The sequence below is a fragment of the Pseudoflavonifractor sp. genome (assembly GCF_050943825.1).
Taxonomy (GTDB): Bacteria; Bacillota; Clostridia; order Oscillospirales; family Oscillospiraceae; genus Pseudoflavonifractor.
The window spans coordinates 51813-64401 of sequence record NZ_JBMNPX010000011.1 but is presented as its reverse complement, the minus strand read 5'-3'; the positions used below and the strand labels follow the sequence as shown (position 1 = coordinate 64401).

The 12589-nt window shown below is 62.0% G+C and carries 8 protein-coding genes; 7 read left to right on the top strand and 1 reads right to left on the bottom strand.

The genetic code is table 11. The annotated features are described in order from the left end of the window. The first annotated feature begins 2 nt into the window (after positions 1–2). From ACOX7T_RS10140 to ACOX7T_RS10110, 7 genes are all read left to right on the top strand, one after another. Complete coding sequence (locus ACOX7T_RS10140) at positions 3–1355, top strand: GHKL domain-containing protein (protein ID WP_433442377.1); 1353 nt, start codon at positions 3–5, stop codon at positions 1353–1355. Between the two features lie 222 nt (positions 1356–1577). Beyond that, complete coding sequence (locus ACOX7T_RS10135) at positions 1578–4463, top strand: glycoside hydrolase family 3 C-terminal domain-containing protein (RefSeq protein ID WP_433442375.1); 2886 nt, start codon at positions 1578–1580, stop codon at positions 4461–4463. A 204-nt stretch (positions 4464–4667) separates the two neighbouring features. Further along, complete coding sequence (locus ACOX7T_RS10130; RefSeq protein WP_006572979.1) at positions 4668–5030, top strand: BlaI/MecI/CopY family transcriptional regulator; 363 nt, start codon at positions 4668–4670, stop codon at positions 5028–5030. Continuing rightward, a complete protein-coding gene (locus tag ACOX7T_RS10125; protein ID WP_433442373.1) occupies positions 5023–8337 on the top strand; it encodes a M56 family metallopeptidase in 3315 nt (1104 codons plus the stop codon). The genes ACOX7T_RS10130 and ACOX7T_RS10125 overlap by 8 nt, the downstream gene beginning before the upstream one ends. 109 nt (positions 8338–8446) lie before the next feature. After that, entirely contained in the window at positions 8447–8953 is a 507-nt protein-coding gene (locus ACOX7T_RS10120) for an RNA polymerase sigma factor (RefSeq protein WP_433442371.1), read from the top strand. 15 nt (positions 8954–8968) lie between these two features. After that, positions 8969–9649 (top strand): hypothetical protein, encoded by a 681-nt coding sequence (locus ACOX7T_RS10115; RefSeq protein ID WP_433442369.1) that lies wholly within the window; start codon positions 8969–8971, stop codon positions 9647–9649. A gap of 178 nt (positions 9650–9827) precedes the next feature. Further along, positions 9828–10697, top strand: a complete 870-nt coding sequence (locus ACOX7T_RS10110; RefSeq protein ID WP_433442367.1) for a DegV family protein — start codon at positions 9828–9830, stop codon at positions 10695–10697. A gap of 59 nt (positions 10698–10756) precedes the next feature. Here the strand turns inward: ACOX7T_RS10110 and ACOX7T_RS10105 are convergent, their stop codons facing one another. Then, positions 10757–12568 (bottom strand): ABC transporter ATP-binding protein, encoded by a 1812-nt coding sequence (locus ACOX7T_RS10105; RefSeq protein WP_433442441.1) that lies wholly within the window; start codon positions 12566–12568, stop codon positions 10757–10759. Positions 12569–12589 lie beyond the last annotated feature (21 nt).

Sequence of the window (12589 nt, the reverse complement as noted above, 5' to 3'; positions counted from 1 at the left end):
CCTTGCTGGAACTCTTGTTTACGAATGCCAATCTCTCATCCGCCCTGCCTGCCATCCCGCGCCTGCTCACCGCGCTGTCTGAGTGGTTCTCCTGTCTGCTGATGGTTCTGGTCCTGCCCAAGCGGTTCCCCAGACTTCAGACCTGCCTGCTCCTGGCCGGGGCGCTGGTGATCCAGAGTATACTGCGCTGCTGCTATTTTGGCGGTTATACGCTCTTTTCCTTTCTGGGCCTGATGGTGCTGAACCTTCTCTTTATGCTGGCCGTCATCTATGCCTGCTGCAAGCTCCCTCTTTTCTCCCTGCTTGCCGCCTGGATGCTGGCATTTCTTGTAGCTGAATTTACCGCCTCTCTCACCTGGCAGGTCTGCGCGGTGTTCTTTTCCGCCCCTTCCATGGCTCAGCCCCGCGTGATGTGCCTGCTGCTCTTGCTCTTCGCCCTTGTGGGGCTTCCAATCTATTATCTCGGCCGGCACTTCTCGGAGGAAATTCTGTATACAGACCGCAAAACCCTGTTTCTGATGTGTACCGTCACCCCCCTCGCCTTTCTGATCAGCAATCTCTATGTGGTATTCAGGCAGGATATCTGGGTCAACAACAACCGCACCGATGTTTTCTTTGCTGTGAGTTGGCTGCGCCTGCTGGCTGACCTGTGCGGCATCATAGTCCTCTTTTCCCTGCTGAATATCAGCAAGCTCCGCCGGCTTGAGACCGATATGATCATCACAAACAAGATAATGGACGCCCAGTATCGCCAATATCTCTCCTTCCGGTCCACCAGCACCTACATCAGCCAGCAGTGCCACGACCTGAAGCACCAGATTGCGGCTCTGCGTACCTCCTGTTCCAGCGAGGAACGCGAGAACTACCTCTCGGAGATGGAGGAGGTCATCAACAGCTATCCGCTCTACGCCAATACGGGCAATCCGGTGCTGGACACCCTCATCACCCAAAAGCAGTTCTACTGCAAGGAGCATCAAATCCAGTTCAGCTACTCGGTAGACAGCCGTCTGCTCAGCTGGATTGAGCCCCGGGAGCTCTGTATTCTCTTCGGCAACCTGATCGACAACGCCCTGGAGAGCGTGTTGCAGATCTCCGACCCTGAACGCCGTCAGATTCTTCTGGAGGTCAAAAGCCAGCGGCAGCTTCTCAGCATCCGCATGGACAACTGCTGCGACCATCCGGTCGAGTTCCAGGGCGGCCTGCCCCGCACCACCAAGGAGGACAGGCAGCAGCACGGCTACGGCATGAAGAGCATCTCCCGTGTCATCAGCCGCTACGACGGCTCTCTGGATTGCTCCCTGGAAAACGGCTGGTTTGTCACCACCGTGCTCCTGCCCCTGCCGGATCAGCCTTAAAACGGCTTCTTTTGCCCGGGAGTCTCCTGTTTTCACACAGGAGACTCCTGAATTTTTTATTTTTTTATCCAGCTTCCACAATTTCGAACCGACTGTGCAGGAAAAACGACCGACTGTGAAATTCTCCATTCTCCTCTTCTGCCCTTCTGATATGCTGGAAACCAAGGGCCGGGGAAAGTGGCTATTCTCCGGCCATGTGTACAAAAAAGAGGAGGAAATGGAATGTTAAAACTCAATCTGAACGACATCCTGGCCGTTCTCCAGACCTGCGTGCCCCATCTTATCGCGCTGGCTGTGATCCTTGTGGTCCTGCTGGCCGTGATGGTCGCCGTGCGCAAGCTGCCCCAGGCCAAGAAGCGGATGATCCGCGGTACCAGCGGCGTGGCCATGGTGCTGGCGCTGGTCATCGTGCTCAACACCATCTGTGTGGGTCCCCTGTCCACCCTGCTGGACCTGGTGTCCGGCCACGGCACCATCACCGAGGCCTCCGCTGCTGAGGCCAACGAGCTGTGTGTCAACCTGGCGGAGGAGGGCATCGTCCTGCTCCAGAATGACGACAGCATGCTGCCTCTGGCCAGCGGTTCCAATGTAAACGTCTTCGGCTGGGGCTCTGTGGACCCTGTCTACGGCGGCACCGGCTCCGGTGCACTCTCCGATGACGTGGAAAAGGTGGACCTGCTCCAGGGTCTGGCCAACGCCGGTCTGAACACCAATGAGGCGCTGAGCCAGTTCTACCGGGATTACTGTGCCAAGCGTCCCGAACTGGGCTACGCCGCCCACAACTGGACCCTCCCCGAGCCTCCCGCCTCCACCTACTCCCAGGAGCTGCTGGAGGACGCCAAGGCCTTCTCTGACACCGCCATCGTGGTGCTCTCCCGCATCGGCGGTGAGTTTGCCGACCTGCCCACCGACATGGCGGTCACCCGCAGCAGCGAGGTGGAGAACTACACCGACAACTCCACCGAGTATCTGGACTTCCCCGACGGCACTCACTATCTGGAACCCAGCCAGTCCGAGAAGGACATGATCGACCTGGTCTGCCAGAACTTTGATAACGTCATTCTGGTCTACAACGGCGCCAACACCATGGAGCTAAGCATTGCCGACCAGTACAGCCAGATCAAGGGCGTCATCTGGTGCCCCGGCCCCGGCCAGACCGGCTTCAACGCTCTGGGCGAGATCATTGCCGGCCAGGTGAACCCCTCCGGCAAGGCCACCGACACCTTTGTCTATGACCTGGCCGCCACCCCCTACTTCAACAACATCGGCAACTTTGTCTATCAGAACGCCGAGGACTACTCCTTTGAGGGTGCCGGCCTGTTCGGCTCCGGCGCCACCATCCCCCACTTTGTCAACTATGTGGAGGGCATCTACGTAGGCTACCGCTTCTATGAGACTGCTGCCGAGGAGGGTCTCATCGACTACGACCAGACCGTCCAGTACTCCTTCGGCTCCGGCCTGAGCTACACCACCTTTGAACAGTCCATGGGCGAGCTCACCGTGGCGGACGATACCGTCTCCTTCGATGTCACCGTCACCAACACCGGCTCTGTGGCCGGTAAGGACGTGGTGGAGATCTTCTTCAATCCCCCCTACACCAACGGCGGCATTGAAAAGTCCTCTGTCAATCTGGTCCAGTTCGGCAAGACCGGTCTGCTCCAGCCCGGCGAGAGCCAGACCCTGTCCTTCTCCATCCCCCTGGAGGACATGGCCTCCTACGACTACCAGAACCACGGCTGCTATGTGCTGGAGGCCGGCAGCTACGGCATCTCCATCCGCAACGGCTCCCACACCGTCCTGGACGAGCAGGAGCTGACCGTATCCGCTGACATCGTCTATGACGAGAGCAACCCCCGCTCCAGCGACCAGCAGGCCGCTGTCAACGCCTTTGACTTTGCCGAGGGCAATGTGACCTACCTGTCCCGCGCCGACCACTTCGCCAATTACGAGGAGGCCGTGGCCGCCCCCACCGACTTCAACCTGCCCGACGAGGCCAAGAACGGCCTGTTCAACAGCTACAACTGGGACCCCAATGACTACAACAACCCCGATGACGTGATGCCCACCACCGGCGCCAGCAACGGCCTGGTTCTGGCTGACCTGCGCGGCAAGGACTATGACGATCCCATGTGGGACGACCTGCTGGATCAGATGACTGTTGCCGAGATGGACGACCTCATCGCTCTGGGCGGTTATCAGACCAAGGCGGTCAGCAGCATCGGCAAGGTGGCTACCGTGGACTGCGATGGCCCCGCCAACATCACCAACAACTTCACCGGCCTGGCCTCCATCGGCTTCCCCTCCGAGTGCATCATTGCCTCCACCTGGAACGTGGGGCTGGCTGAGCAGTTTGGCGTCAGCATCGGCAAGATGGCCGACGAGATGGGCGTGTCCGGCTGGTATGCCCCCGCCATGAACACCCACCGTTCCGCCTTTGACGGCCGGAACTTTGAGTACTACTCCGAGGACGGCGTACTGGCCGGCTATATCGGCGCCGCTGCCATCCGGGGTGCCCAGTCCCAGGGCGTCTACGCCTACATGAAGCACTTCGCCCTCAATGACCAGCAGATTGGCCAGAACGAGATGCTCTGCACCTGGTCCAACGAGCAGGCCATCCGTGAGATCTACCTCAAGCCCTTTGAGCTCAGCGCCAAGGTGGGCGAGACCGCCGCTGTCATGTCCTCCTGGAACTACATCGGCAACCAGTGGGCCGGCGCCTGCTCCAGCCTGCTCCAGACCGTCCTCCGGGGCGAGTGGGGCTTCCGCGGCATGGTGATCACCGACGGCTACCATTTCACCGGCTACATGGACTCCGACCGCGCCATCCGCAACGGCTCTGACCTGATGCTGAAGAACTTTGATGTGGAGACCAACCACGTCACCGATCAGAGCAGCGCCACCGGCGTGCTGGCTATGCGCAACTCCTGCCACAACATTCTCTACACCGTGGTCAACAGCCGCGCCTATGACGCCGCCAACGCGGACACCTCCATGCCCACCTGGCAGGTTGTCATGATTATTGTGGATGTGGCAGCCGCCATTGTCCTCATCGGCTGGGAGGTTCTCATCCTGCGCAGCTACAAGAAGCGCACCGCCTCCGCTGTCTGATTCCCCTCTTTGATATCCCCCTGCGTCCCCGTCTGCTTCCGGCAGACGGGGACTTTTTATGCGCCTGTTCAGCCCGGAGAATGGCTCCTCACAGGCTCTCTTTTCTTTTTTCCTTTTCCTGTTGACAAAAGAGGTTTGTCGCGATAAACTAGTCTCAGAAGGAGATTTGTCAGAACAAACCTCATAGAGAAAGGAGCCCCTGTCATGGACGATTATAAGCTGTTTGACGCCGAGTACCGGCTCATGGACCTGGTGTGGAGTGAGGAGCCGGTGAACTCCACGGCACTGTCCCGTATGTGTCTGGAGCGCTTCGGCTGGAAGAAGCCCACCACTTACAACCTCATCCGCAAGCTGTGCCAGCGGGGCTTCCTGAAAAACGAGGATGCCACCGTCACCGCCCTGGTACCCCGGCAGCAGGTGGAGCAGTACGAGAGCGAGGCGGTGGTGGAGAAATCCTTCGGCGGCTCCCTGCCCGCCTTCGTGGCCGCCTTCCTGCGTGGGAAGAAGCTCTCCCAGCAGGAGGCGGAGGAGCTGCGGCGAATGATTGAGGAGGCAGGCGATGAATAACCTGTTTTCCGCCGTGCTGCCCGACCTGTTTCAGGCGGTGCTGGTCATGAGCCTGACCGCCGCCGCCACAGCCTTGGCGGTGCTGCTCATCCGGGCTGTCATGCGGATACTGGAGGTCCCCCGTGCCATTGTATTTCTGCTGTGGGCGGTGGTGCTGTTCCGCATGGTGTGTCCTGTGTCCTTCTCCAGCAACTGGAGCCTGCTCTCTCTTTTCCCGGCAGCGGAGGAACAGGTGGCCGACTTCTCCGACGGCGACCTGAGCGGCAACCAGGTTATCTGGGACAGCCCCCAGAGCCACGATCGCTATCAGGCAGGCGTGAACGGCGGTGGAATCGTGGTCTCCCCTGCCCCGGAGGATGGCGGCGGGTCCTACGTGGTCACCGGGCCGGACGGTATCTCTCCCCCTGCCACCGTGGAGACCGGCTGGATGCCTGTGCTGTCCGTTATCTGGGTTCTGGGCGTGCTGGTGCTGTGGCTATGGAGCCTGCTGTCCTGGCTGCGCCTGCGGCTGAGGCTGTCCGCCGCCGTCCGCACCCCCGACGGCGCCTGGGAGAGCGACCGGGTGGACTCCCCCTTTGTGCTGGGCTTCTTTCCGCCCAAAATCTATCTCCCCCTGGGCCTGACCGGAGACACCCGGCGGTATGTCATGCTTCATGAGCGCTCCCACATCCGCCGCGGGGACCATATCGTCAAGGTGCTGGCCTTTCTGGCCCTAGCGGTCCACTGGTTCAACCCCCTGCTGTGGGTGAGCTGGTTCCTCTCCTGCCGGGACATGGAGGCCGCCTGTGACGAGGCCGTCCTCCGCCGCAGCCCGGAGGATATCCGAAAAAATTATTCTTCCGCTCTGCTCTCCCTGGCCGCCGCCCACCCGCTGCGGGTGCCTCTGGCCTTCGGTGAGAACGACGTAAAGGGCCGGGTAAAGGGCGCACTCCGGTGGAAGCGGCCCGCCGCCGCCCTGGTGGCAGTAGCTCTGATTGCGCTGCTGGTCTCCTGCTACATGCTGGCCGCCAATCCCGCCCAGGTACCTGAAACCGCCCCTGAGCTGACCCTCACGGTGGAGGGCACCTCCATTACCCTCTCCCCCGAAACCGACGCCCTCGACTGGGACAGCACGCCCCTCCTCACCGGCTCCACCCACACCTCCGTCCAGCTCTCTGTGCCCGGAATTCCCCCGGTCAGTCTGGATGGGACAGACTCTCTTCTCTCCAACGCGGAGCCCACCCCCATGTCCCGTAATTTGCAGTTAAGAGAGGACGGTTCCGCCGCCTTTTCCCTCTCATCCCGTTCCGATGCCGGCGGCACAGGCACTGAGCTGCGCGGCTTTGTCATCACCGCCCGCTGGGGCAGCGGCGTCCGGACTCTCACCGCCCGGTATTCCTTCCGGGTACGGATGCCCTCTGTCCTGACTGGTGTGGATCGGGAAGCTCCCGCCGTAGTGGCAGGCGGTCAGGAGCTGTCCCTGCGGAACAGTTCTCCCTTCTCCACCCTGCGGGACACCCAGCCCCTGGTCCTCACCGATGGGGATGCCCTCATCGCCCTTTCCCATCCCACTGATGCAGTGGGGTACACGGTGGAGCTCTATGCCCTGGACGGAAGCAGCTACACTGAGGTGGGCGCACCCCTGAGCCAGCTGAACGCTCAGTCTGTGGACGAAAGCGCCGATCTTGCCCCCAGCTCGGCCTTCCGTCTCCCCGGGAATATCCCCGACGGCCTGCTGGGGCTGCGGCTGACCTACCAGTACCCCAGCGGCGTGACCAAGAGCTGGATTGGCCTGCTGGGGCTGGGAGATGCCGTATCCTCCGAGCCGCTCACCACCCAGACTGAGCCGCTGCCGGCGGATCTGACCGCCGCCGACCTGCCCGACCCGGACAACCTGTATATCGGCAGTGTGAAGCGCTCCTTTGACGACCCTCAGGTGTGGGAGACCTACCCCATCCGCATTCTGGGCGACCTGCCCGAGGCGGACATCACCCTCTATGGCTTCAACGAGAAAGTCGCCGGACGGAGCGGCATGCTCCTGCGCCAGGGGGAGCAGGTGGCCTACTATCCTAACCTCACCTACAATACCGGCCCCCAGATTCTTCCCGCCACCCTGGCTCTGGCTGACTACGACGGGGATGGCGCGGAAGAGCTGGCCGCCGTGGTGTCCGACGGAACCGGGACAGGGGTCAGCACCTGGGACCTTCACATCTTCCAGCTCCAAAGCAGTGCCTTCGGCCAGGTTGCCAGTTTCTCCTGGGAGGACCTGGGCCAGGCGGTAAATGACCAGCTGGACAGCTCCGCCCGCCGGGATGGGGACAGAGCCCTTCTCACCATCAGCTGGCCCAAAGGGCAAGCGGAGTGTGACATTACCGACCTGACCGACCCGTCGGAGGACCTGTCCGGGATAAAAGCGGCGTCCGGCTGGATCAACTCCTTTGACCTGTCCACCGTGCCCATCCGGGCCACCTATGAGCTGATGGTCCGGAACACGCTGGGCTATGCGGCCAGCTATGCCGCCGAGGTGTCCTTTGACGGCTCCGCCTTCCGCCTGGACCCGGGCTCCAGCACTCTGACCCTCTACCCTTCTGTGCTGCCCGACGCACCGGTGGACGCCTGGGCGGAGGACACCGGCAATTATGCCGTTGAGCACACTCCCACCCGCTCGGAGATTCTCTCGGAGTACGGCTTTGACTGGGGGGATATGTATTATGTCTACTGTACCCCGCAGGACGGCACCCTGCAGCTCCAGCTCTGGTTCGACCCTGAGACGGGCAAGGGCTGCGGCTTCCGGTATGTCTGGGAGGGGGCCGACGGTCCCCTGGCGGTCCCCTATATCTACGCCTTCGGGTTCCACGGCACCACCGCCCCCACAGCGTGGGACGACCCCTACGCCTGCGGCCTGCTGGGCAACGCCGATGCCTACTCTGTCCTGACCCCCTGGGGCACCGACGGCTCGGAAGTGGTGTCCGGTTTCCGCTCCCAGTATTCCTACCGGGCAGACGGCAAGCCGGAGGAATTCCAGGGCACCGGAACGGATGAATCGGGCAATCAGGTGGATGTTCTGGACGTGACCTTCTCCTATTGGGACGACGGTTCCCTCCTGTCCAAGTCCTATTTCCACAATCAGATGCTCTTCGGCACCACCTACTTCAGCACCGAGATGTATTACACCTCCCATGAGCGCCTGGCCTATGCCCGCACCTACATCACCCACGGCAGCCTGCAGTTCTTCTATCTCTACAACGGGGAAAATACCTCCCCCTCCTACTGCCTCCTGCTGGATGACAACGCCGGGCTCTATTTCCCCACCATGTTTACCTACTGACCCCTCCGGCCCGCCGCGCTCCCCGGCGGGCCGGAATTTTTCTGTTATCTGCCGAATAAATCCGTTCTGTTTTTCGTCATAAAGGATAGGAAAGAGAGGAGGACGGCCCATGACGGAACATCAGCTCAACAGCTCATTCTCCGCGCTGCGGAACGGGGATCGGGAGGCCTTCCACACCCTCTATGAGGTCCTGTCCCCGCCGGTTTACACCGTGCTCCTCCGGCTGGTGGGAGACCGGCAGAGCGCCGAGGACCTGCTCCAGGAGACCTTTCTCAGGCTCTACCGGCAGCCGCCCGGTCCGGAGGTGACCCACCCCAGGGCCTGGGTCTTTCAGGTGGCCCGCAATCTGGCGGTGGACCACCTCCGCGCCCGCAAAGACGCGCTTCCCCTGGAGGACGGCAGCCTGCCCATCCCACAGGCAGATCTGGACCTGGGGCTGGACGTGGAGGCCGCACTAAACAGGCTCTCATCAGAGGACCGCCTGCTGGTGAGCCTGCACCTCAACGGCGGGCTCCGGTTCCGGGAGTGCGCCCATCTGCTGGGCATTCCTCTGGGCACGGCCCTGCGGCGCTACCACACCGCCATCGGGCGGGTGCGGGACTATCTGAACGGATGACGATTGGAGGTAACCATGAAACTGCGTTATATGTTTCTCTCACTGCTCCTTCTGGCGGCGCTGGCTTTACCAACTGCCAGCGCCGAGGCGGCGGTCCCAACAGACTCCGCCATTGCCGCCGCGGACAGCACCGACAGCGTGTCCTCTACCTCCTGCCGCTGGTCCCACGCCCAGCTCATGGAGGTCTACAACGAGCTCTCCGAACTGGTGGGAACAGCGGGCAATCCAATTGTCACCTTAGGCCTGGGCAGCCGGGGCAATGGCCTCAATACAGACGGCGCGCCCTGTATCCACTGCATCCAGGTCACTATCACCACCCTGAACGGCCAGGAGGCGGCGGAAGCCTATGCCGACTACCTCCGTGCAGAATACGGCGACATGGTAGAGCTGTCGGTAGGCCCTTATGAAATCTCCTTTACCCCTGGTACAGACGCTCCCGTCCTGCCCCAGCCCTTCCTCCCCAACCGCCAGAGTAGCTCCCCCTTCTCCTGGTCTCTCGTCCCCCTCCTGTTCCTGCTGGTGCTCTTCCTGGCCTTCCCCCTGCGCCGGATGCTGCTCCAGCCCGCCGGACGGCCGCCGGTGTCAGGCATCGCCCGCCCCATGACCCGCCGCCGCGCCGCACAGGCAGTGCGGGAAAGCGGCGCCCTGCCCTGCCCAGCCGTCTGGACCGCTATCCAGCGAGAGTTGGATTGCTGACATTTTTCGTTCCAATTCGTATTTTAGATTCCATAATATACATTTTGTATTCTATTTTCTCCCTTTTTCCCGCCGCTGGACTTCCGTCCTTGCGGCCTGCCGCTCCAGGCTGTATAATGAGGGCAGCATCCGTCTATTTGTGCGGCGACCGCCGCACGGGAAATAAAGGAGTGTTATGATGAGCGGCTATCAGATTATTACCGACGCCACCGCGGACCTGACCGAGGCCTGGGCCAGCCAGATTGGCGTGGAGATTATCCCCATGGAGTGCCAGCTGGGCGGCGTGCCCTACACCTTCGGCCCCGGGGGCAACATCACCGGCGAGGAGTTCTTTGCCGGAATGCGCGGGGGCAAGATGGGCTCCACGTCCCAGATCAACCCCACTGTCTATGAGGAGCACTTTACCCGCTGCCTGGACCAGGGGCTGGACGTGCTGTACATCTGCTTCTCCTCTGGTCTGTCCGGCACCATCCAGGCGGCGAAAATCTGCATGGAGGACCTGCGGGAGAAGTACCCCGACCGGACGCTGATCTGTGTGGATTCCCTGGCCGCCTCTGCCGGCGAGGGCCTGCTGGTGACTGAGGCTGCGGCCCGGAAGGCCGCTGGTCTGAGCCTGGAGGAGCTGGCCGCCTGGGTGGAGGACCACAAACAGAATGCGGCCCACTGGTTCACGGTGGAGGACCTGAACCACCTGCGCCGGGGCGGGCGCATCTCCGCCGCCACCGCCGTGGTGGGCTCCGCCCTGCAGATTAAACCCGTAATGCACTGTGACAGTGAGGGGCACCTGACCAACACCGCCAAGGCCCGTGGCCGCAAGAACTCCCTGCTGGCCCTGGTGGACCACATGGACAAGGACTGGACCCCGGATCTGAGCCGTCAGGTGTTCATCTGCCACGGCGACTGCCTGTCCGACGCGGAGTTCCTGAAGGCCACCGTTCTGGAGCGGCACCCCGACGCGGAGGTCACCATCTTCCACATGGGCCCCATCATCGGCGCCCACACCGGTCCCGGCGTCATGGCCCTCTCCTTCTGGGGCACCGGCCGCTGACCGCAATCCATATACAGAAAACGCCCGCCGCGCATCTGCGCGGCGGGCGTTTTGTCTGTTTATCCCACGTCCTCGAACTGGGAGTTGTAGAGGCCGGCGTAGAAGCCGCCCTTGGCCAGCAGCTGTTCATGGTTGCCCTGCTCCACGATGTCGCCGTCCTTCATCACCAGGATGAGGTCGGCGTTCTTGATGGTGGAGAGCCGGTGGGCGATGACAAAGCTGGTGCGGCCCTTCATCAGGTTGGCCATGGCGTCCTGGATGAGGTGCTCGGTTCGGGTATCCACCGAGGAGGTGGCCTCATCCAGAATCATGATCTTGTTGTCGGCCAGGATGGCCCGGGCGATGGTCAGAAGCTGCTTCTGGCCCTGGGAGATGTTGGTGGCGTCCTCGTTGAGCTCCATCTGGTAGGCCCCGGGGAGGGTCTGGATGAAGTGGTGGACGTGGGCGGCCTTGGCGGCGGCGATGACCTCCTCATCGCTGGCATCCAGGCGGCCGTAGCGGATGTTCTCCATGATGGTGCCCTTGAACAGCCAGGTGTCCTGGAGCACCATGCCGAAGGTCTCCCGCAGGTCGGCCCGGCGGAACTCCCGCACGTCGTGGCCATCCACCCGGATGGCGCCAGAGTTGACGTCGTAGAACCGCATGAGCAGCTTGACCATGGTGGTCTTGCCCGCGCCGGTGGGGCCAACGATGGCCACCATCTGGCCCGGCTCCACGTGGGCGGAGAAGTCGTTGATGATGATCTTGTCGGGGTTGTAGCCGAAGTGGACGTGGTCAAAGTCCACGCCGCCCTTCACGTCGGCCAGAGAGGCGGGCTGGGCGGGGTCGGCGGTCTCCTCCTCCTCGTCCAGGAACTCAAAGACCCGCTCGGCGGCGGCGGCCATGGACTGGAGCATGTTGGAGACCTGGGCAATCTGGGTGATGGGCTGGGTGAAGTTCTTCACGTACTGGATGAAGGCCTGGATGTCGCCCACCTTGATGACCCCGGCCACAGCCAGCATGCTGCCGGACACGGCCACGGCCACATAGCCCAGGTTGCCCACAAAGTTCATGATGGGCTGCATCATACCGGAGAAGAACTGGCTCTTCCAGGCGGACTGGAACAGGATGCGGTTGGTCTCGTCAAATCTGGCCTTGACGGTCTCCTCCTGGTTGAAGGCCCGGATGACGTTGTGGCCGGAGTAGCACTCCTCCACCTGGCCGTTGATGTGGCCCAGGTACTCCTGCTGGGCCTTGAAGTACTTCTGGGAGTGCTTTACCACGATGCTGATAAGCAGCATGGACACGGGCAGGATGATGACGGCGATGAGGGTCATCAGGGGACTGATAGTGAGCATCATGATGAATACACCGATGATCATGGTCACCGAGGTGATAAGCTGGGTGATGCTCTGGTTGAGGCTCTGGCCCATGGTGTCCACGTCGTTGGTGATGCGGGAGAGAACCTCGCCCACGGTACGGGACTCAAAGTACTTCATGGGCATGCGGTTGATCTTTTCCGAGATATCCCGGCGCATGCGGTAGGCCATCTTCTGGGCGATGCCGCTCATAATCCAGCCCTGGATGGAGCCGAAGAGGGCGGCGATGAGGTACATGCCCAGGAGGAAGAGGAGGATCTGGGCGATGCGGCCGAAGTCGATGCCGCCGGTGCCGCTGATTTTGGCCACCAGGCCGTTGAACAGCTCGGTGGTGGCGTTGCCCAGGATTTTGGGGCCAAAGATGTTGAACACGGTGGAGCACGCCGCGAAGAGGAGCACAAAGAGCAGTCCGATCTTGTACCGGCCCATGTAGGCCAGGAGCTTGCCGATGGTGCCCCTGAAGTCCTTGGCCTTCTCGCCGGGCCGCATGCCGCCGTGGCCCATGCCTCCCATGGGGCCCCTGCGGGGCGGAGT

Coding starts and splice junctions, on each gene's coding strand:
- ACOX7T_RS10115 (WP_433442369.1), top strand. CDS start 8,969: ATGAAACTGCGTTATATGTTTCTCTCACTGCTCCTTCTGGCGGCGCTG.
- ACOX7T_RS10110 (WP_433442367.1), top strand. CDS start 9,828: ATGAGCGGCTATCAGATTATTACCGACGCCACCGCGGACCTGACCGAG.
- ACOX7T_RS10125 (WP_433442373.1), top strand. CDS start 5,023: ATGAATAACCTGTTTTCCGCCGTGCTGCCCGACCTGTTTCAGGCGGTG.
- ACOX7T_RS10105 (WP_433442441.1), bottom strand. CDS start 12,568: ATGGGAGGCATGGGCCACGGCGGCATGCGGCCCGGCGAGAAGGCCAAG.
- ACOX7T_RS10130 (WP_006572979.1), top strand. CDS start 4,668: ATGGACGATTATAAGCTGTTTGACGCCGAGTACCGGCTCATGGACCTG.
- ACOX7T_RS10120 (WP_433442371.1), top strand. CDS start 8,447: ATGACGGAACATCAGCTCAACAGCTCATTCTCCGCGCTGCGGAACGGG.
- ACOX7T_RS10135 (WP_433442375.1), top strand. CDS start 1,578: ATGTTAAAACTCAATCTGAACGACATCCTGGCCGTTCTCCAGACCTGC.